Here is a 21,349-nt window from a genome sequence, read left to right on the forward strand (position 1 = left end):
GTGTTTCATTTTGTAAGGTGGTTTTCATGTTAGAGCAAATTCTGAATTCGAAGTCATTGCCATTGCTGGAAAAAATGGCCGCGTTCACTGAGCGCAGGCAGGATGTTCTGGCAGGTAATATTGCGAACATCGATACGCCATCATATAAAATGCGCGATTTGCCTGTCGATGATTTTCAAAAGGCATTACGCGAAGCAGTTGAATTGAAAGCAAAGTTAAGCGGGCCAGCGGCGCAGCAGTCTTTAGCGATGCCGGTGACGTTTGACAATCATCAGCAAGTCGAAACAGATCTGGAAAAATTGTTTCCTCGAAGTCTGTTCCAGGCGCAGGAAGCGACGCCGCAGAATATCACATTTCAAGATGAGAATAATCGGAGTATCGAGACTCAGGTTATGAAGATGACTAAAAACTCAATGATGCAGCAATTTGCCGTTGAGGTCATGATGGCACAGTTGAATCAGATGCTTACAGTGATTTCAGAGCGTGCCTAGTTCTAGAGCTGAATCGGGATACAAAAACGGTACCTTATATAGGAGCAGGACATGTTAAAGGGAATTGATATCAGTACCAGTGCCCTGGTTGCACAACGTCAGCGGATGAATACTATCGCTGGCAATATTGCTGCGGTGAATGTTGCTTACGATCCCAATAGTGGAGAAGAGCCTTTTTATCGTCGAATTGTGACATTTCAGACAGATACAGAGAGTTTAGGGGAGGGGACAGCGGCTGCCGGTGTAAAGTATAAGGTCGAAATTGATACAGACACACCGCTAAGAAAAACATATGATCCCGGACATCGTTATGCGGATCAGGAAGGGAACGTCACGTATCCCAATATTGATGTCGTGACCGAGTTTGTGAATGCCTTGGAAGCCGGTCGTGCGTATGAGGCAAATATTTCCGCGTTGGATATCACGAAAAACATGTTTAGTACCTCATTAAGAATTCTGGCCTGAGTGTTCCGGGGTTCGATAAAAAATCAGGCTCATTTCATCTGATCTCAGGGAAGGGAACAGGATGACAAGTTCCATCAGTCAAATTGGAAACACGTTTTTACCGGGAATTCCACCGGTAGGCATCAACGAGAATACCACCGGCGGCGCCAGTGGTGGGCTTTCGTTTAAGGATATGATGCTGCAGTCGCTCGAGAATGTGAATCAATTGCAGGTTCAATCAGATCAGGCGATTCAAGGTGGCTTGTTAGGCGAAGATATCACACAGGCAGAGGTGTTTTCTTCCATCAAGAAAGCCGATTTGGCACTCCGTATGATGGTTCAGATGCGGAATAAGCTGCTGGAAGCTTATAACGAAATCCAGAGTATGCAATTATAAAGCTACCACGAGTTAGCACGTAACTTCACCATTTTGACACGGATTCGTCGATTGGTCACCCGGTATGGATACTATCAAAAAAATCTATGAGCAGTTTACAAATTTATTTCAATCAATGTCGGGCAGCCAGCGTGCCATCCTGTTGGCGGTGCCTGCATTGATGATGCTGGCGTTTGGGGTTCTTTTTTTTCGGGAAAGCAACTCCAGTTATGTCTCTCTCTCGCTGGGGAAAGATTTTACGACGCAGGAAGTGATACACGCTGAGGAAGTCCTGCTGCGGGCTGGTCTGACTGACTTCTCACGCAAGGGGCAGCGCATCATGGTCCCCCAGACGGAAGTTCCCCGTTATAACGCCGCTCTGATTGAAGGGGGTGGTTTGCCGACCGACTGGGCTTCGGAATGGCAGGAGCAGTTTGAAAAATCGAGCATGTTTGTCAGCAAGGATCAACTGCAGGTCATGCGGGATATCGCACTGGGAAACCAGCTACGACGGATGATTCGGGCGATTCCTTCTATTGAGGATGCCAGTGTGATGTGGGCGCGTTCGAAGAAGCGTTTGCGCTGGAATAATACGACACCAGAAGTCACTGCGACGGTGATGGTTCAGCCGCGTCCGGGAAGAGAGATGTCCGCGACACTGATCACCAGCCTGCGGGCGGCTGTCGCCACCATGGTTCCCGATCTATCGGCGGAATCGGTGACGGTATTTGATCAGTCAACAGGGACCTCCTATACGGCTGATGATAAAAACGAGGCGTTTGATGGGAAATTTATCGGCTGGGTAAACAAGCATACGAAAAATTATCAGAATAAGATCCATGATTCGATTTCGTATATTCCCGACGTCATTGTGAATGTGAATGTCGATGTTGAAAACCTGAAACGGTACGTAGAACGAAAACAGGAAATCAATAAGGATGGGACAGTCACTTTACAGTCCAAAGAGCAATCGAGTGAGCGGAATGTTGTCGAGAAGCCGGTACGAGCCGAACCGGGAGCACGTTCGAATCAACCTAATTCGCTGTCAGTGGCGCGTGGCAATGAAAAAAATGAAAAGGTGACGGAAACCAATAATCAATCGACGTCCGCGCCATCCTTTACCTGGACAGAGAAAGAGTTTGTGGCAGCCATGCCCAGTACGGTGCAGGTGTCGATTTCAATTCCTGAAGATTATTATGCTGCTGTCGCTGTGAAACGTGGGGCTGAGAAAGGTGAAGCCGAAGCGGATATTGCCGCTTTTAAACAAGTCACTGATGCCGTCAAACTGGAAGTGGAAACAAGTATCCAGAAGCAAATTCAGAAATTGATTCCCTCACAATCGGCCACTGATGCGGTGAGTGTTGCTTCTTATGTACGAGTCGATCCGGTTGTGGCTCAAGTCGCTTTGCCGCTGACAGAAAGCGTGGGTGAATTTGTCAGCCAGTGGGGGAGTACCATTGGCCTCGGACTGTTTGCCATCTGGGCATTGTGGATGCTCAATAAAAGTATGCCTGCAATGGAGGAAATTGAGACAGATACCATAAATCCTCCCCTTGATCGATCAGCGTCAGTGGCATCAGAAGACGAAGTAGAAAAACCGAAGAGTGAACCAACGCAGCGCGATGAAGTTCAACTTCTCGTCCGCGACAATCCTGAGGCGGCTGCTTTAGTATTGAGCAAATGGATTCATACAAAATCATAACCAGGGCGTGTCTTCAAAACTCGCTCTTGTAAATCATATGGACTGTGGGCAGAAAAATGGATGAACTGCAAAAAGCTGCTATCTTGTTACTGAGCCTGGATAAAGCACTGGCTGCTGAAGTACTTAGTTTGATGTCTAAAGAAGATGTCGAGAAAGTGACGATGATGATTGCCCGTATGCAAGATGTTTCCAAAGAACAACAAGCTGGTGTGTTAAAAGAATTTACATCGCTAAGTGGCGAACAGACTAATATGGAACGAGGCGGGATCGCTGCCGTCAATGAACTTCTGGAACAGTCACTCGGAAAAGAGGGTGCAGGGTCGATCCTCGATAGTATCAATCAGACAATGAATTCCGTGCCGTTTGGTTTTTTGCAGAAATCAGGAGCGAACAATCTGCTGACATTTATTATCGAAGAGCACCCTCAGACGATTGCGATGATTATGTCACATTTACCCAGTAATATGGCGGCAGAAGTATTGGCCGGTCTACCATCAAACAAGCAGATGGATGTGATTAAACGAATTGCCAATATGGAGCAAACCAGCCCGGAGGTCATCAGGGATGTGGAGAAGAGCCTCGAGCATCGCATGAAGAATACCTTCAGCCAGGGCATGGAAAAAGCAGGGGGTATCGAACTGGTTGCAGAAATTCTCAACGTAACGGACCGGATGACGAATAAAGGGATTCTGGAAAGTATGGATCAGGAAACCCCCGATCTGGCTGATGAAATTCGTCGATTGATGTTCGTCTTTGATGATCTGGTGAAACTGGATGGTAAGGCAATTCAGGCACTGTTGAAAGAAGTGGATAACAATCAGTGGGCCGTGGCCCTCAAAGGCGCCTCAGAAGAAATTAAGTCGAAAGTTCTCAGCAATCTGTCTCAGCGAGCAGCTGATATGTTGCGTGAAGAAATGGAATATCTGGGCCCAATCAAAGTCAGTGACGTGGAAGCAGTTCAGCAACAGATCGTTGACAGCGTCAGACGACTGGAAGATGCCGGTGAAATTGAAGTGGCAGCCGGTAATGAAAGTGAACAGTACATTTCCTGATTCGCTTCCCTCAAGTGTCTATCAGTCGAAGCGTTATCTAATCAAAACCTGAAACACAGAAAAGAAATAAAGTCAGCAGCATGGCGGAATTGGAACCAGTTAAGTTGTTAAAAGCGGAGGCATTTCGGGCGCTGGGTTCGAAAATTGCCTATAACTTCAAGGACATGGAACAACGCTGCGAAGATTACATTCAGAATGTCCGTAATCAGACACGGCAAATGATTATTGATGCGCAGCAGGAAGCGGAGCAGATTAAACAGGATGCATTCGAGGCCGGCAAACAACAGGGGCATGCGGAAGCCCAGCATGAGCTAGAGGCGATCATTCAGACACGATCTCAAGAGAACGCGAATCGCATGGTCGAGGAAAAGCTGGGGACGATTTATCCCGCGATGCAGGCAGCTGTTGATGGGCTGCAGCGTGAGCAGATTCACTGGCGACAAATCTGGGATGCGACGGCTATCGAAATTTGCCTGAGTATTGCAGAAAAAATGATCCGCCATAAAATCAATTCTGATCCTGGATTGGTACAGGGGATGATGGGTGAAGCGCTCAAGCTGGCGTCAGGTACACAGCACATCAGATTTCATCTGAATCCGGTCGATGTCGCACATTTAAGTGAAAGCGCAAAGCAGTTTGTTACGAATCTCACAGGTTGTCAGACTTGTGAAATCTTTGAAGACGAATCAATTTCTTCCGGAGGGTGTTTCATTGAAACACAGCACGGAACGATTGACGCTACGCTCGAAGCGCAATTAGATCGTATTTCCCAGGAACTTGTGATCCAGACTCAGGATTAACTTCATCGTATGTTTGATGTTTCTCAACAGATAAAGCAGATATTACCTTTTCGCCTGACAGGGCGAGTGACTCGGGTTGTTGGTTTGACTGCATCCGTATCCGGCTTTCCGGCTCCCTTGGGGGCAGTTTGTGCGATCGACCGCGAGAACGGACAACCGATTGAAGCAGAAGTGGTGGGGTTTCAAGATGAAGAAACCTTGTTACTGCCTTATGAAGACTTAACTGGCATACGTCGCGGGGACCGTGTTTCACTCATTCAATCAGTGCCTGCGGTCGCCGTCGGTGAAGGGATTCTGGGCAGAGTACTGGATGGTCGTGGACGTTGTATCGATGGCAAAAACCAGGTCATGTTGTCGCACCGAGCAAATTTAAAAGCCAAGCCGATTTCTCCTCTGAGTCGACCACGGATCGATGCACCACTGAGTACAGGCATTCGATGCATTGATGGGTTATTAACCTGTGGTAAAGGACAGCGGCTCGGGATATTTGCCGGAAGTGGTGTCGGGAAAAGTACATTGATGGGCCAAATGGCTCGTCAGAGTTCTGCTGATATTAACGTCGTTTGTCTGGTAGGTGAGCGAGGTCGTGAAGTACGTGAATTTCTGGACAAGGATTTAGGGCCGGAAGGGTTAGCACGTAGTGTGGTGATTGTGGCTACCAGTGATGAACCCGCGTTGATTCGGCTTCGCGCAGCCCATCTGGCGTCCGCCGTAGCAGAATACTTTCGTGATACCGGCAAAGATGTGTTACTGATGATGGACAGCGTCACCCGTTATGCGTTAGCACAGCGCGAAATCGGACTGGCTGCTGGTGAACCCCCGGCAACCAGGGGCTATCCTCCTAGCGTCTTTTCCCTCCTTCCGAAATTGCTGGAACGCAGTGGTCGCACTGATTCAGGGAGTATTACCGGCTTCTATACGGTTCTTGTTGAAGCGGATGATGCGAATGAGCCGATTTCAGATACAGTGCGAGGAATTCTGGATGGTCATATCATGCTGTCCCGTAAGCTGGCCCATGAGTCGCATTGGCCTGCGATTGATGTTTTGCAAAGTATCAGTCGCTCGATGAATGATATTACCAGCCCCGAGCATCAACGATCCGCGGCAGAGTTGAAGAAATTGATGGCCGCCTATCAGCAATCAGAAGACTTGATTTCGATCGGCGCATATCAGGCAGGATCAAACTTTGAGGTTGATCTTGCGATTAAGTTACGACCTTTGTGGAATGACTATCTGAGGCAGGGGAATACAGAAGATTCCAATTTTGAAGAGGCAGAAAACGGGCTTCAAAATTTGATCACCCGGATACAGCAACTTAAGCCAATGAAGACTGATAACGCTCAGCGTGATTCGCCACCGGGGCAGGAGATCGAAGCGGCCGGTAGCACATCTTGAAATATGGTTTGCCCGCAGAATTTTGTTGATTGATTCATGAAAACGGATCCCAAATGAAAAAATTCGAGTTTCAATTTGAGTCTGTGCTTAAAATGCGACGTCATAAGAGAAGCTTGTGCCGTCAATTGCTGGGGCAGATTCTGCAGACGGATCAGCGGTTGCTTGATCAGCGATTACAACTTGAGGGGCTGAGGCAGGAACAGTTCCGGGAAATTCGTTTGAGGCAGTCTGAGGGTGTTGTGGATATTGATGGGGCAACCAGTCTGCGGTTCTATGCAGGACAGTTACAGGCACAGATTCAGAATGTGATTGCAAACCGTAAAAATCTTGAAAAACAGATTATTGCCGGCAGGCAAGCGCTTGCGCGATCTGAGCAGGATGTCAAAGCAATGGAAAAACTGTCTGACAAACACCGTGATAAGTTTCTGTACGTGCAAAACAGAAAAGAGGAAATGGAGCTTGAAGAGACCTGGGCTGCAACTCAACGAACGGGGGCTGTCAGATGATTCGTTCTTTAGCCATTATTATTGGTGTGTTTTGTGTTGCGACGATTATATCCGAATTGCTGGGGATTGGTTTCTTATGGTTTAAGGGAAATTTAAACGCCGATTCAATCAAAGACATTCGCATGATCATAACCGGTCAGTCCCTGGATGATGTGGTACTGGTTGAGGAAGAATCGACTTTACCTTCTCGAAATGAAGTCATGCTGAACCGTGCAACGCGCATTTTGGAATTGACATCGCGCGAAGATGAAATTGATATGCTAAAAAGCTCGATCACACAGTCTTCGGATTCTCTGAAGAAGGATCGCCTGGCTTTTAAACAGGCGAAGCAAGAGTTTGAAGAGGAATTAGAGGTTCTGAAAGAACAGAGCCAGAGTGTGGCAACGAAAAAAACGCAGAGCGTACTCGTTGCTTTGTCTCCCGGTGACGCTGTGCAATATTTAATGCAACTTTCCATCGAGGAGAACATTGAAATCCTCAAAGGCATGGAGGGAAAGTTTATTGCCAAGCTGTTGAAGGAATTCCTGGTGGCCGTTGATCCACTGGTTGTCAAACGGGGGAAAGAAATCTTCAAGAAGATGTCCCAGGACGAGCCATTCCGCAACTTCTCCGATGAGACAATAGATCAGTTATCAGAAAACAATTGAGGCTTTCCCTGCACGCCTAATGTGATTTTTCGATAAAAAATGTCTATTTTACGCATTCTTACGTGATGTCTCCGTAACGATTCTGACGAATATGATACTGGTGAAACAGTTGAAATTGCAGTGTACTCGACTGCGCTGTTTTATCTGAGAGCGCAAGGCGACTGTGTTCGGGTTCATATTTTAACTGAGGTAATGAGAAATGTCTGATTCTCACAAAATTTCCCTGCTCGATCTGCAAGCACCGGATTTGAGTCAATACGGTAAAACAAATCGTGAGCCAAATCGTGAGCCAAATCGAGGGGTGAATCGAGCAGCTGATTCCAGCTATCGCAGGCAGTTGAGTGAATCTCTCTCTAAGAAACAAACAAATTCTTCGAATGACAAAGTCCAGGAGCCTGAATCCAGGTCAGTCGATTTGAAATCGGACCAGAAGCGGAAAGCAACTCAGAGTTCCGAATCTCGTTCTGCCATCGAGACTCGCGACGATCAGGCACCGCTTGAAAAACAACAGCGCGACGTCAGCCCGAAAGGAACGACAGCTGTCTCTGAAGAATCCAGAGTTGAGGATTCACAGTCAGAGCAGACGGTGACCAATCAGGAACAAAACACTCCTGAAAAATCTGAAACGATTGAATCAACAGAAGAGGTCATCAATCCGCAATCGGGGGTTCATCAACCGGCAAATGATAAAGAACAGAACTATTCGCTGTTTAATACTTCCTTTGCGATACAGAATGAAGGGGCGTTTGATCAAGAGGTCACCACTGTTGACAGCGAAATTCAACCGCCGGGTAATTTTCAGTTTGTGAATGATCAGAACCAGGTGAATTTGCAGACAGAAGTCACGGAAACCGGTTTGAATGAGGCGATTCCGATTCCGGAAGGGTTGGCGGATCAGTTGAAGAAACAGGTTGTTCAAACCTCACAAACCGATTCCGGTCAGGAAGTACAGGCGGTTGACGTAACAAGCCTTAACCAGGAATTGAATGTCGTAGAACCGATCGACGAAACACAGACCGAATTCGCGGAAGGTGAAAACCAAACGTCAGAAACAGAATCGGAACTGCTCTTGAATCAAATTTCCGATCTGGAAATGACAGAGGAATTAAAACAGGCGATAGAGGAGCATCAAACAAAGAATTCTGACAACCCGACAGGGGCCACTGATGAGAGTGAAGTCGATATTCAAGCTTTGATCCAACAGCGTTATCAGCGTTCTCGGAATGACGAGGAGTCCGAATCCTCATCCGATGAAGCGAATGAAGGTGAGATTCCATTAGATCAAGAATCCATTGAGCAGATTTCTGATACGGTCATCGCGCAGTTACAGCAGGAGCCGGATTCCGAGCAGCCCGATATTACTGAAATTGTGAGTGAATCGAGTGCCCGAGAAGCAGAGCGGGCAAAGCAGGCAGAACCGCAGACGGCAGATGTTGCTCAGAATCTGGTAAATCAGGGGCTGCAACCTGCTGCCGAGACACTGAGCCAGGCTCAGACCGAATCAACGAAGTCAGCTCCTGTTTCACAGGATAATGTTGCTTCCATAGATCATGATCAGACACTTTCTCAGTCGGCAGGAGCGCATCAGTCGTCTCGAACAACGGGCACACAGTCGACGACACCAGTCGGGCCTCCCGTGGATGTCAAACAGGTTGAGCAATTAGTGGAACGCGTTGTTGAATCGGTGCGACAATCACAGTCTACCGGGCAGCAACTTAAAATTCGTTTGAGCCCACCTGAGCTGGGTACGTTACAGATCGAAGTATCGCTCAAAAATGGAGAATATACGGCGAAGTTGGAAGTGCAAAACAGCCGCACTCAAAAAGTGATCAATGATAGCATCGCACAGTTGAAAGAGGCGTTGATCAAAACCGGAGTTTCATTGGATCGCATCGATGTGCATATTAACACGGATTCCACCGAAGATCAGCGATCATCACACTCCGACGCGCAATCAGAGTCGGGAAATGATTTTGATTCGAATCAGTCCTCTGAGAATACCGGCGATTCCGAAGAGCGGCAGCAGGAACCGGGATATACCGAAGAAGGAGTCAGGCAAGAAGACTCCGCCGAGCAGGATAACCCACAGGTTGCTCGCTCACAGGGTATTACGACAGAGAATGTAGAAGAAATTGACGTCCAAATTTAAGTCTATTTAACAGAAATAAAGGAGTGCCAGGATGGCCGTAGATGGAATTGGTGGCAGTAGTAGTACTAACTCTGTCAATGTAGTAGAGGCGGATAAAGTCGGCTTCAGTGGTTTGACAGCGGAATCATTTATGAAGCTTTTAATCACAGAACTGCAAAACCAGGATCCGACGGAACCTCTGGGGAACGCTGAATTGCTGGCTCAGTTATCGAGTATGCGGGAGTTGCAATCAAATATTGAGCTGTCTGATACTCTGAAGGCAATCACGACTGGTCAATCTTTAACACAAGCCGCGGGGCTGATCGGTAAAGAAATTGAAGGCCAGGAAAGTAATCAGTCACCCGTTGAGGGAGTTGTTGACCGTGCTTTTGTCCGCGAAGGGATCGCCTATGTGGGCGTCGGTTCGTCTGAGCTTCCCGTGTCTTCGATCACGAATGTGCAATCGCCTGTAACTGCTGAATAATTCAGCTCTTACGATTGTTTTTGTGGGTCATATGAATTCATCGGAATCGAAAATTACCAAAAAATGAAACATGAAGCCGAGCAATTTAGACGATACATAAAGTAGAGCTGTAGCGCAGTGAAGACTGATGCTGCGCGATTAGAACCAAAGGATTAGGTTTTTAACCTGGTTGATTCAACCGAGGAGTAGTCATGGGATTGACGTCTGCATTAAATACATCGTTGGGTGGTTTGGCCCAAAATGAAACAAGTATCGATGTGTTGGGTAACAATATTGCCAACGCAGGGACCAACGGGTTCAAGGCATCCAATGTGTTGTTTACGACCCAGTTGTCACGAACATTGAGCGTGGGTTCACGTCCGACAACGACGAACGGTGGTACCAATCCCCGCCAGATTGGTTTGGGTGCTCTGAGTGCATCGATTCGAAAAGACTTCACTCAGGGAAGTGTGACCAATAGTACCAGTCCTTCAGACCTTGCTATTCAGGGGGAAGGTTTCTTTGTTCTGGACAGCCCCGATGGTCAGGTTTACTCACGAAACGGTAACTTTGAACTCAACAGCCAGAGTCTGCTGACAAGTCAGACCGGTTTCAAAGTTCAGGGCTATGGTGTTGACGAAGACTTCAACCTTGTGACAACAACCCTGACTGATATTGAAGTGCCTCTGGGGGATTTAAACGTCGCTCAGGCAACCAAGAATGTAGAGGTTGGCGGTGCTTTATTGCCCACAGGAACCTTGGGGACATTGGGGACAATCACAGCAACAGCACCATTGACCGATGCCGGTAATGCAAATGCTCCGATCACTGGGGCTACATTGCTAACCGATGTGGAAGCCTCGATTGGGACTCCTTTATTTACTGTCGGGGAGACACTGTCATTCACGCCCAGCAAAGGTGGAAGATCTCTCGATCCCATGACGTTACTTGTCGGGGCAGGTACGACTGCTGCAGATTTTACTGATTTTATAGATCGAACAATTGGTATCCAGAATGGAGGTGGTATTCCCAACGATGCTGGTGCTGGAGTTCAACCGGGAGTCACTGTGACTGCGGGTGGGGCATTTCAGATCGTTGGAAATAGTGGTGAAGTGAATGATATTTCCCTTACGATTGGTAATATCACATCGGATGGTGCTACCGTATCATTACCATTTACCAAAGCGCAAACAGCGAATGGTGAAAGCGCCATTACCGACTTTGTGATTTTCGACTCGCTGGGTGAACCGGTAACCATGAAAATGACCAGCGTATTGGAATCGCGCTCGTCGAATAACACGGTCTTCCGCTACTACCTGGACAGTGCCGATGATAGTGATGGTGATATTGCCGTTTCTACCGGGACGATTACCTTTGATAGTAAAGGGGTTGTGACCAATTTTACGCCGAACACGTTTGCGGTGAGTCGGGTTCTGACTGCTGCCGATGAAATGGATGTGACTCTCGATTTGTCGAACATCTCTGGTATTTCATCAGCGGCTGCTGGTAGTACGTTGAAACTGACTTTACAGGACGGTTCCGATCCAGGAACCCTTTCCAGTTTCGTAATTGATGAAACCGGAATCATTAACGGTGTCTTCGATAATGGTATCATTCGTACGTTGGGTCAGGTGACACTGTCTCGTTTTGCGAACCCTCAAGGGTTGCTGGAATCAGGAAACTCAACATTCCAGGAAGGGGTCAGTTCCGGACCTCCGTTCCTCGTGACTCCCGGTAACTTTGGTGCAGGTACGATTCGTGCTGGTTCTATTGAATTATCCAATACCGACGTCGGGCGAAATCTCGTGGATCTAATTGTGGCTTCGACGAATTATCGAGGAAACGCGCGGGTCATCAGTTCTGTGCAACAGTTGGTAGACGAGCTTCTGGTTCTGGGACGATAGTAAAATTACTATGAAGATTTCTTGTCGTCACACTCATGATGTTGCTGTGTCAGGGAGAATTGCAGCATGATCAAATTGACCAGGCTGAATGGTGAAGAGTTTGTCATTAATGCCGCATTGATACAGTGTATTGAAAGCAGACCAGATACCTTTATTACACTCACTTCAGAGGATCGTTTGATCGTCAAGGAGAGTGTGGAAGAGGTCGTCAAACGTTCGATTGCCTATTCGCGGGCGATTCGTCTGGTGCCTGGTCTTTGAAAATCGGATTTCCGCCGAACGAGAGAATTTAAATTTTGATTTTGGGGTCAGTGGCTGTTAAGCGGTTCGCGGTTCAAGTGTAACCAACAGTCAACATTCATCAGGAACGTTTGCAGAAATGGATAAGGCAACAGCCGGTGGACTAGTCGCAGGAGTCGCATTGCTTTTGCTGGCGATCGCCATTGCGCCAGGTTCTAGTTTCGCCGCCTTCATTGATATTCCTTCCGCTGCCGTGGTTATCGGAGGGGCGATTGCCGCCTGCTTTATCGCTTTCCCTGGTGCAGCGATGCTGTTGTTTCCTAAGGTTGTGATGAAAGTCTTCTTCCCCAAACAACAGGATATGGCACCTGTGATTTCACAAATTGTGGAATTTGCTGAAATCGCCAGACGGGATGGTATTTTAGCATTGGAAGCCAAAACGGAGGAGATTCAGGATCCGTTCATTCTCTTAGGCGTACAAATGGCCGTCGATGGCACAGACGTTGACTTAATGGAGCAAATCCTGCGAACGGAAATGGAAGCAGTGGCGGGTAGGCATAAGAATGGAAAATCCTTGATGGATACGGTAGGTCGTTATGCACCTGCTTTTGGAATGATCGGTACCTTGATGGGGTTGATCATCATGTTGGGGAATATGGACGATCCGGAAGCGATTGGCCCTGGTATGGCAGTTGCGTTGATTACGACCTTGTATGGAGCGATTGTATCTAACCTGTTTTTTCTACCGTTTGCAGATAAGCTGGCTTATTACAGCAAGCAGGAATTTCAGATTCGTGAAGTGATTGTCAAAGGTTTGATTGCGATCCAGGAAGGCGATAACCCACGGGTTATAGAACAGAAGCTAAATACCTTTCTTCCTTTGGATCAGCGAGTTGGGAAAGACGATCAGGCAGCCTGACGCTGTTCTGGCAGTTCACGAAGTTATTTTCATCACTTCAATTCCATGACCGGCTCAATGGGGGGGCTCATTGTGTGAATGATTTAACAGGAGTTTTCTCAGATGGCAATGCCGGAAGATGATCCACCTCCAGGCGTTCCTGAATGGGTTGTCACCTATGGTGATATGATGTCTCTTTTACTGACATTCTTCATCATGTTGGTGTCAATGAGTGAAATCCGCAACGATGAAGGTAGCGTGCGCGCCATGCTGGACTCATTGCGTGAGCGTTTTGGTACACATCAAGGTAACGCTGCCGTTCCTGGAAAATCTTTGGATGCCACCAGTAATCAGAGCAAGCCGGCTTCGAAGGGGACCAGTTCAGATGGGGGGACCAAAACCGGAAAAGAGAAATCATCCGGTGGTGGTGGCGCTAATAAAACGGTTGAGCGGATCAATACGGGAACCGAAGTGACTTTGGGAGGCGCTGCCAGTTTTGAGCGGTTTTCTGCAGAATTGACGCCTGGAATTAAATCCAAATTGGATATTATTGCCGAAGTTCTGCTCCCCACCCCCAACCGACTGGTTGTGCGTGGACATGCCTCCCCTGAGCCTCTCCCAAAGGACTCAAAGTTCCGAAACTCACAAGAACTCTCTTTTTATCGAGCCAAAAATGTGGCCGAGTATCTGGAATCCAAAGGGATTGAGCCCGAAAGACTGATTGTCAGTTCAGTGGGTGATGCAGAGCCACGGACCATCACTCGGAACTCCGCCGAGCAATACTTAAATCGTCGGGTTGACGTATTTTTGATTGATGCGTATATAGTCTCTCCACAGACAGGCGATCGTTAAATAGAAACGATCGATTAAGCCTGATCGAGCGTATTGATTAATTCACTCGGTTTTTTCGCTGTGCCTGTTGAACCACATGTCCGCTCTAGGCGGCACGTCAGAAAGACAAGGGATTTGTCTTTCTTCAAAAACAGGGTGGGAGAGTTCAAGGAGGAGACTCGTGGCAACAGACACCGAAACAGATGAAGCGGGTGTCGATCCGGACGCAGAAACAGCTGCTGAAGAGAAGGAAACCTCTGGTGGTCATTCAAAAGCCAAGCTATTGAAGGTCGGAGGACTGTTACTGATCGTCATTGTGCTCCAGATCGGTATATCCTATTGGCTGCTGGCACCATCGGGTCAACCAGAAGAAATTCCCAATGAATTCCCTCAAGAGAGCGAAAACGCAACATCGGAAGTTTCCATAGATAACTTCAGTGTTACGAATAATATCGCTGAGCCGGGGGCAACCATTCATGTGACGTTCAATCTGGTGGGGCTTGTCGAGCAGGGCTCAGCAGCAGATTTCGAATCAATGGTCAAGGAACAAAATAAAGCACGCGTCAAGCAGGCTGTGATCGAAGTGGTTCGAAAATCGAGCTTGAGCGACTTGAATGATCCACAGTTAGGTACGATGAAACGCATGATGAAAGAGGCCATCAATAAAGTTCTCAAGAAAAGCTATGTAGTGGAAATCGTGATCAGTGAATATCGAACCCTGACGCAATGATGTGTGAATAGCATAACAGGATACAACCGTGGCTGATGAGAATGATGATCTTCTGGATCCCTCAGAAATAGAAAAACTATTAAGTGCTCAGGGCGGAGATGCGCCCGCAGATCCTCCCCCGGCGAAGGAAGCAGCGAATGAAGATGCAGCGGGGGCAGGAGAACTTCTAGATCCTGCTGATATCGAAAAATTATTGCAAGGTGCTGGTGCGGACCCCGGAGGGAGCAGTGATGACGCGGGAGCAAGTCCCGTGGTCAACAATGATGATATCGACGACCTGTTCAATCAACACTCAGAACCAGAACCGGCGGGCGATCAGTCTGGCATGCCCATATCTGCTTCGCATGCAGAGACAGAAGCATTACTGAATCAGGCGGAAGCGAATCTGGCAGCAGCGATTTCTCCCAATCTGGGGCCCGGCAGTGGTATTCCAGGTGACCTGGGGGGCACGAAGTCATTTGAGTTTCCCGATTTTGAATCGATGGCCAGTAATCCAGAAGAGGCAATGGCACTGTCTTCATTGCAAAATGTGGAACTGGATTTATGTATTGAATTGGGAAGAACAGAGTTACTGATTGAAGAAGTCTTAAAAATGAAAGAAGGGGTTGTCGTCCCTTTGGATAAACTGGCAGGTGATCCGGTAGATATTCTGGTGAATGGTCGGATCATCGCGAGGGGTGAAGTTCTGGTTCTGAATGATAATTTCTGTGTGCGAGTGGCAGAGATTATTTCTCCGGAACTTTAAATCCTGTTCAGGAAAATGGAATTCCTGTATCTAAAATGATTGGCGACATAAAGGATTCAATGATTCGTCTACTTTATTTTTCTGTCCTCATTCTGATTTGTAGTCTGTCTTGCATTTCCAATGCGATGTCTGCAGATGGGGAACCTGCGTTTCGAACTTCAGGCTTCTCTCATTCACGAGGGGGCAAGAACGAAATGACGGGCTTTGCTCAGCAGCCCCAACGTGGTTCCCGGCAGGGTGCGCAAGGACAGGCTGGGGGGGCTCATTCCAATCAATTTGTACAACGTACAGAAGCAGCGACGACACACGGGGTACAACACAACTCTCCGACGGATAGAAAAAGGAACGTTGTTACCAATCCGATAACCCCCCTCGATCGAGCAAAGCAGGCCAGTCAAAGTAATGCGAAGAATGGTGCCAAGAGATCCGCCCCTTCCATTTGGGGAACCCTGGGGGCCTTGCTGGTTGTGATTTCGATTATTCTGGTATCAGCGAAGTTATTTAAAAAACATAGCCCGCTGGCTTCTTCCAATCTGCCCCGTGAAGTGGTTGAAGTTTTGGGGAAGAAGCCTCTGGACGCACGTCAGACGATTCATTTTGTGCGATGTGGTTCGCGGATTTTGATTTTAGGTTCTTCTCCCGCTGGCATGGAAATGCTCAGTGAAGTTTTGGATCCAGTTGAAGTTGATCTGATCACAGGCATGTGTCGAGATCGGGCTCAGTCTGCACGATCCAATTCCAAATTTTTAAATCTGTTTCAGTCAGCTCAAGCTAAGACGGAACAGAACGTTCGCAATCCGGCTGAAAGCGCTTTTTCTCAGACAGATAATGGCAAACCGAGCCAACCCGTTCGTGAGTCCGGGCAGGAAGATTTTGCAGATTATGATTCCGCTGTCACTCGCTTACAGCAGAAATTAATGCATTCGTCTCGACAGTCGCTGAATGATGAAGCGGAGTCTGGACATGCTTAAGCAGCGGGCGCAGCAAGAACGGACGGCGAGTCAGCGTTTTCTTTTGGGAACGAAAACGCTCCTGGTCATTGTGAGTTTACTTACAATGTCCATGGGAGCTCTAGCAGTTCAAGCACAGCCCCCCGCGACAAATCAGGCTTTATCGAATCAAAGTGTGATTAACCAGAATCCACAGGTCTCTCAGTCGCAACCCACTCAACTGGCGCCAGAAAATGGTAATTCTGGTGTACCGGAAATGTTGAATGTGGAGCAGATGACCTCACCTCAGGGCTTAAACTCCACATTAAAGCTCTTTCTGTTATTGACGATCTTGAGTCTCGCACCTTCGATCCTGATCATGACGACGAGTTTTATTCGTTTTGTGATTGTCTTTGGTTTGTTGCGGCAGGCATTAGGCACGCAACAACTGCCTCCAAATCAGGTACTGACGTCACTCAGTCTGTTCTTGACCATTATGGTGATGTCTCCCATCTGGCAAAAAGGTTATGAAGAAGGAATTGTGCCTTATACCCATCAGACAGAACAGGCACCGGTGACGTTAGAAGCGGCGTTTCAAAAAACCGTGGCCCCGATTCGAAAGTTTATGAGCGATCAGATTGAGCTCACTGGGAACAGTGATACGGTGTGGATGTTTCTGGACTATCAGCAACCGCTGCCTGGTTCTCCCGGTGCAGCCGATTACCAGGCACCCAATGATTACGATGAAGTTCCACTGACAGTGCTGTTACCGGCGTACATGTTAAGCGAAGTGAAAACCGCGTTTCTGATTGGTTTTCAGTTGTACCTACCATTTATTGTGATCGATATGGTGATCAGTTCGATTCTGATCAGTATGGGGATGATGATGCTGCCCCCGGTATTGATTTCATTACCCTTCAAAATTTTATTGTTTGTGTTGATCGATGGCTGGTTGTTGACTGTGGGTATGTTACTGGAAAGCATCAGGACCGTCGGCTGAATTCGAGCGCACGCATTGCGCCCGGATCATTCTTAATTACAGGTATCAGATATGGATAGTGCAACAGTTCTGGATCTAGGGAGAGAAGGCTTACTGATCATGCTGGAAGTCAGCGGGCCGATCATGCTGACTGCTGTCGTTGTCGGTTTGGTTATCAGTATCGGACAGGCGGTTACTCAAATTCAGGATCAGACGATCAGCTTTGTCCCTAAAATTATTATGATGGTTCTGGCGATTCTTTATACGTTGCCCTGGGTCACTGCATTGCTTGTCGAATACAGCACAAATCTGATAACGAATATTCCTTCCCGCATTTGACTCTGTGGAAGCCGCTGAAATAGAGAACATGAGAAACCCGTGAGCGAACTTCTCGACCAATACGTTATGAACCCTTTATTGCAGCTGGCTCCGGGGCAGATTCTGCAATGGGCCATGCTGCGGTTTTATGCATTCACGTTAGTCTTGGTTCGCATCAGTGGCCTGATGATTATTGGGCCGGTATTCGGGCAGCCGATTTTTCCTACGAATATCCGCGTCTTATTAATTCTCTGCCTGGCATTACTGATTACTCCGACGTTGCACGATCAGGTGGTGGTTGGTTTTTATGAACTGGATGCCAATCAGGATCAGCGACTCAGTCAGGATGAAGTTCCCACACATTTGCAGGACCGCTTTGATGCGCTGGTTCTCAGTGCTGGGCGTCAAGGAACACAGGAATTGACGGTGAATGACTACAAGTTTGTGGTCAACATGCCAGTCTCATTGCTGGATTATGCCTGGTCGATTCTGGGGGAACTCTCGTTAGGTTTTGCGCTGGGGTTGGGGGTCTACATCATAATGTTAAGTCTGCAGATGGCAGGTCAGATGGTAGATCAGCAGGCGGGGATGGCTTTAGGTGAGGTGTTTAATCCCGGTTTTGATATGAATGCGTCCCTCAGTGGTCAGTATCTGTATTTTATCGGGATTACGGTTTTTCTAGTGATGGAGCCAGTGAACGGGCACTTATTGCTGTTGTCGTCGTTGATCGATACGTTTCAGATCTTTCCGGTAGGGGAAGGGATCGTTTCCACGAATACGCTCGATCTGTTGCAGGCATTAATGCATCAGTCGTTGGTGTTATCCATTAAAGTAGCTGCGCCGTTGTTGGCGATTAGTGCGTTGATTTCCATCGCAATGGGGTATCTGGGGCACACGGTTCCTCAGATTAATGTGCTGGTCATTGGATTTCCAATTCGGGCCATGATCAGCCTGCTGGTGTTGATGTTCACTTTATCGGGGGCAGCAGACATTGTGGTGGATGCGATACCGTCGGCCATTGACCAATTGAGCCGTAGTGCAGTGATGTAAATCGAAATCGGTTTGAGACCAGAGTTCTATGGCAGATAATGACAGTGGAGAAAAAACCGAACAGCCCACCGATCGCCGGCGCAATGAAGCCCGCGAGAAGGGGAACATTGCGAAAAGTACCGACTTAAATGCGGCTGGTATGATGCTGGCAGCGGCCTGCGCACTCTATTTTTTCGCGGTCGGCCTCAGCAATGAAATGAAGAACTTTATGGAACTCACACTGACAGCGCCGGTCTGGCTGCAGATGGAGCCTGTGAAGTTGATCGAGCGTTGCGAAGCCATTATCAAATTGTTCCTGGAGGGAACCGTCATGATGATGGTCATGTTGTTCATTTCGGCGGTGCTCTTGAATCTTGTCCAGGTCGGTTTTTTAATCTCTCCCGATGTATTGCAAATTAAGTGGGAACGATTGAATCCCATTGAAGGGGCCAAGCGGATTATCTCAGTCCGTGGTATCGTGAAACTGGCAGTGAGTCTCGGGAAACTGAGCCTGCTGGTTTTCATTGCCGCCTGGTTCAGTTATCTGGTCTTTCCTAATTTTCTGGCATTGATGGGGGCATCTCCAGAGACCATTCTGCGCGATATTTTCAATTCAACAGTCGAGTTAGGGATTTTATTGGCACTGGCATTGATTGTGCTGGGATGTATCGATTTTGCGTTTCAGAAGTGGAAGCATGAAAAAGATCTGATGATGAGCAAGCAGGAAATTCGCGAAGAAATGAAATCGATGGAAGGGGATCCGCTACTTCGTCAAAGACGGCGCGAAGCGCATCGAAAGCTGGCGATGTCCCAGGAACTTTCAAAAGTGGAATCTGCTGATGTGGTCATTACCAACCCAACTCATATTTCGATTGCGATCAAATACGACCCGGAGTCAATGCCCGCACCAGTTGTCGTAGCCAAAGGGGCAGGTGAGATCGCGTTTCAGATTCGTAAGATTGCGAACGAGCATGGCATTCCCATTGTTGAACGGAAAGCATTAGCGCGGCAGATGTATCGGGATGTGAAAACGGGCCAGGAAATTCCCTTCGAATTATATGAAGTGTTCGTGGAAATTATGGCTTACGTATATAACTTGACTGGAAAGTCGATGCCGGATGCGTAAGAGTCGTTTGAAACTCTACCAGCTTTAGAAACTGAGCAAAATAACAGTCAGAAACGAAGGGCTTCGGAGCAGCTGGATTTCCCTGTATTCACTAAGTTTCAGTAACAAAAGCGAGTTTTCTCGCAGTGATCTCTGGTGTTTGATCCTGTTTCTCACCAAGATACAATGTAGAGCGATCAGGTGATCGAAATCGCGAATTTCAGGCTTGTTTAAGGGGAATCCATGCGTTGGGAACATCCCGTTCAGTTCGCATCGCAGAGTGATGTTGGCTTTCGGCGGAGGAATAATGAAGATTCCATCTCTGTCCGCATTTGTAAAGACCAGGAAAGTTGGCGGGATCATGGGCACTTCTTCCTCGTTGCCGATGGGATGGGGGGGCACGCCGTTGGTGAACTGGCAAGTAAAATGGCCTCGGAGACGGTGCCACATACGTTCTTTAAAAATAAACCCGGGCCTGTCGCGAAATCATTGAAGACGGCGATCGAAGTTGCCAATCAGGCGATTAATGAGCGGGGGATGGCCAATCGCGAATTTCTGCGTATGGGGACGACCTGCAGCTCACTATGTCTTTGTTCAGAAGGGGCTGTGATTGGTCATGTCGGGGACAGTCGTGTCTACCGGGTACGTGAAAACCGCATTGATCAACTGACATTTGACCACAGCTTGCAGTGGGAGCTCATCCGTCAGGGGCGCATGAGACCCGAAGAGGTTTATCTGAATGAACCTCGGAATGTGATTACCCGTTCTTTAGGTCCTGAGCCAGTTGTGAAGGTCGATATTGAGGGTCCTTACCCGGTGATGGCAGGTGACTGCTATATCTTATGCAGTGATGGATTGACCAGTCATCTGAAGGATGAAGAAATCGGAATGATCGCCAAGTATCTCGACCCCAGCGATGCCTGTCGATTGATGATTAATCTGGCCAATTTGAGAGGCGGCTCAGATAATATCTCGGTGGTCGTAGTGCGAGTCGGGGAACTACCTGATGGAAATCTTCCACAAGAGCGTCCTCCTGAACGAGAGCCGGAACTGGATCTCGACAAGGGGTATGGAGAATGGGTATGGCTGGCGGGAGTCTGGGGCGCTTCGCTCATGGTCGCGACTGGGATTCTAATGTGGATCTTAACCCAATTTGACCGAGGGGAATTTCTGACGTTCGGTGGCATGTCTCTTTTGGTGATGCTGTTGGTACGAAAAGTGTTTGCACAACGCGAGTCCAGTAGCCGTGAGGAGTACCTGGATACCAATAAAACGGTCGAATGGAAGCCTTACCGTTCGGAACGCCTGAAGTTTAACACAGATTTCCTGCAGTATCTGACGACGATGGAGTCCGAGTTGCAGCGGGCCGCGATGGAAGAAGAGTGGACCATCGAATGGTCGGCTCATAATAAGATTTACTACGAAGCCAAAGAGGAGCTGGAGAAGAAAAAGTATCTAAATGCGTTTCGGGATTTTTCCCGGGCGATTGATATTTTGATGACCGGTTTGCATTCGTACCGAAAAGAGATGGTCCATCAGGCCCGTTGGAAAAAAGGGCCTCCAACGGGTTCCTCGGAAGATTGACGCAAAAAAAAATAGGCCAGAGCTGAGGCTAGATGACCTGTCGGATCCTGGTA

The 21,349-nt window shown here is 47.9% G+C and carries 23 protein-coding genes; all 23 read left to right on the forward strand.

Going from position 1 to position 21,349, the window contains the following annotated elements; all coding sequences use genetic code 11:
* Positions 1-26: 26 nt before the first annotated feature.
* Positions 27-491 carry a flagellar basal body protein gene (locus AAC022_RS14955; RefSeq protein WP_339732169.1) on the forward strand — a complete coding sequence of 155 codons (465 nt, stop codon included), beginning with the start codon at positions 27-29 and terminating at the stop codon, positions 489-491.
* 51 nt (positions 492-542) lie between these two features.
* Complete coding sequence (gene flgC, locus AAC022_RS14960) at positions 543-956, forward strand: flagellar basal body rod protein FlgC (RefSeq protein WP_339732170.1); 414 nt, start codon at positions 543-545, stop codon at positions 954-956.
* Between the two features lie 61 nt (positions 957-1,017).
* Entirely contained in the window at positions 1,018-1,332 is a 315-nt protein-coding gene (gene fliE / locus AAC022_RS14965) for a flagellar hook-basal body complex protein FliE (RefSeq protein ID WP_339732171.1), read from the forward strand.
* 64 nt (positions 1,333-1,396) lie between these two features.
* Positions 1,397-3,013: a hypothetical protein gene (locus AAC022_RS14970; RefSeq protein WP_339732172.1), complete on the forward strand. Its 1,617-nt coding sequence runs from the start codon at positions 1,397-1,399 to the stop codon at positions 3,011-3,013.
* 56 nt (positions 3,014-3,069) lie between these two features.
* Positions 3,070-4,065 (forward strand): flagellar motor switch protein FliG, encoded by a 996-nt coding sequence (gene fliG, locus AAC022_RS14975; protein WP_339732173.1) that lies wholly within the window; start codon positions 3,070-3,072, stop codon positions 4,063-4,065.
* 80 nt (positions 4,066-4,145) lie between these two features.
* A complete protein-coding gene (locus AAC022_RS14980) occupies positions 4,146-4,865 on the forward strand; it encodes a FliH/SctL family protein (RefSeq protein ID WP_339732174.1) in 720 nt (239 codons plus the stop codon).
* A gap of 9 nt (positions 4,866-4,874) precedes the next feature.
* Positions 4,875-6,260, forward strand: a complete 1,386-nt coding sequence (locus tag AAC022_RS14985) for a FliI/YscN family ATPase (RefSeq protein ID WP_339732175.1) — start codon at positions 4,875-4,877, stop codon at positions 6,258-6,260.
* Between the two features lie 53 nt (positions 6,261-6,313).
* A complete protein-coding gene (locus tag AAC022_RS14990; RefSeq protein ID WP_339732176.1) occupies positions 6,314-6,766 on the forward strand; it encodes a hypothetical protein in 453 nt (150 codons plus the stop codon).
* Positions 6,763-7,413 carry a hypothetical protein gene (locus AAC022_RS14995; protein ID WP_339732177.1) on the forward strand — a complete coding sequence of 217 codons (651 nt, stop codon included), beginning with the start codon at positions 6,763-6,765 and terminating at the stop codon, positions 7,411-7,413. Before AAC022_RS14990 ends, AAC022_RS14995 begins: the two co-directional genes overlap by 4 nt.
* Before the next feature lie 199 nt (positions 7,414-7,612).
* Positions 7,613-9,562 carry a flagellar hook-length control protein FliK gene (locus AAC022_RS15000; RefSeq protein WP_339732178.1) on the forward strand — a complete coding sequence of 650 codons (1,950 nt, stop codon included), beginning with the start codon at positions 7,613-7,615 and terminating at the stop codon, positions 9,560-9,562.
* A 31-nt stretch (positions 9,563-9,593) separates the two neighbouring features.
* Positions 9,594-10,025 carry a flagellar hook capping FlgD N-terminal domain-containing protein gene (locus AAC022_RS15005; protein ID WP_339732180.1) on the forward strand — a complete coding sequence of 144 codons (432 nt, stop codon included), beginning with the start codon at positions 9,594-9,596 and terminating at the stop codon, positions 10,023-10,025.
* A gap of 191 nt (positions 10,026-10,216) precedes the next feature.
* Complete coding sequence (locus AAC022_RS15010; RefSeq protein WP_339732181.1) at positions 10,217-11,908, forward strand: flagellar hook-basal body complex protein; 1,692 nt, start codon at positions 10,217-10,219, stop codon at positions 11,906-11,908.
* Between the two features lie 66 nt (positions 11,909-11,974).
* The gene (locus tag AAC022_RS15015; RefSeq protein WP_145308543.1) at positions 11,975-12,169 is read left to right on the forward strand and encodes a flagellar FlbD family protein; all 195 of its coding nucleotides are present in this window, start codon (positions 11,975-11,977) and stop codon (positions 12,167-12,169) included.
* 118 nt (positions 12,170-12,287) lie between these two features.
* Positions 12,288-13,067, forward strand: coding sequence for a motility protein A (locus AAC022_RS15020; RefSeq protein WP_339732184.1), 780 nt, complete (start codon positions 12,288-12,290; stop codon positions 13,065-13,067).
* Positions 13,068-13,169: 102 nt separating this feature from the next.
* Entirely contained in the window at positions 13,170-13,898 is a 729-nt protein-coding gene (locus AAC022_RS15025) for an OmpA family protein (protein ID WP_339732186.1), read from the forward strand.
* 160 nt (positions 13,899-14,058) lie between these two features.
* Positions 14,059-14,607: a flagellar basal body-associated FliL family protein gene (locus AAC022_RS15030; protein WP_339732187.1), complete on the forward strand. Its 549-nt coding sequence runs from the start codon at positions 14,059-14,061 to the stop codon at positions 14,605-14,607.
* A gap of 28 nt (positions 14,608-14,635) precedes the next feature.
* A complete protein-coding gene (gene fliN, locus AAC022_RS15035; protein ID WP_339732188.1) occupies positions 14,636-15,352 on the forward strand; it encodes a flagellar motor switch protein FliN in 717 nt (238 codons plus the stop codon).
* A gap of 194 nt (positions 15,353-15,546) precedes the next feature.
* Positions 15,547-16,323, forward strand: a complete 777-nt coding sequence (locus AAC022_RS15040; protein ID WP_339732190.1) for a flagellar biosynthetic protein FliO — start codon at positions 15,547-15,549, stop codon at positions 16,321-16,323.
* Entirely contained in the window at positions 16,316-17,281 is a 966-nt protein-coding gene (fliP, locus tag AAC022_RS15045) for a flagellar type III secretion system pore protein FliP (RefSeq protein ID WP_339732192.1), read from the forward strand. The genes AAC022_RS15040 and fliP overlap by 8 nt, the downstream gene beginning before the upstream one ends.
* A 51-nt stretch (positions 17,282-17,332) precedes the next feature.
* The gene (fliQ, locus tag AAC022_RS15050) at positions 17,333-17,599 is read left to right on the forward strand and encodes a flagellar biosynthesis protein FliQ (protein ID WP_339732194.1); all 267 of its coding nucleotides are present in this window, start codon (positions 17,333-17,335) and stop codon (positions 17,597-17,599) included.
* Positions 17,600-17,638: 39 nt separating this feature from the next.
* Positions 17,639-18,628 (forward strand): flagellar biosynthetic protein FliR, encoded by a 990-nt coding sequence (locus AAC022_RS15055; RefSeq protein ID WP_339732196.1) that lies wholly within the window; start codon positions 17,639-17,641, stop codon positions 18,626-18,628.
* Between the two features lie 28 nt (positions 18,629-18,656).
* Positions 18,657-19,733 (forward strand): flagellar biosynthesis protein FlhB, encoded by a 1,077-nt coding sequence (gene flhB, locus AAC022_RS15060; protein WP_339732197.1) that lies wholly within the window; start codon positions 18,657-18,659, stop codon positions 19,731-19,733.
* Positions 19,734-19,955: 222 nt separating this feature from the next.
* Positions 19,956-21,296, forward strand: a complete 1,341-nt coding sequence (locus AAC022_RS15065) for a PP2C family serine/threonine-protein phosphatase (protein WP_339732198.1) — start codon at positions 19,956-19,958, stop codon at positions 21,294-21,296.
* The last annotated feature ends 53 nt before the right edge of the window (positions 21,297-21,349 follow it).

The sequence above is a fragment of the uncultured Gimesia sp. genome (assembly GCF_963976445.1).
GTDB lineage: Bacteria > Planctomycetota > Planctomycetia > Planctomycetales > Planctomycetaceae > Gimesia.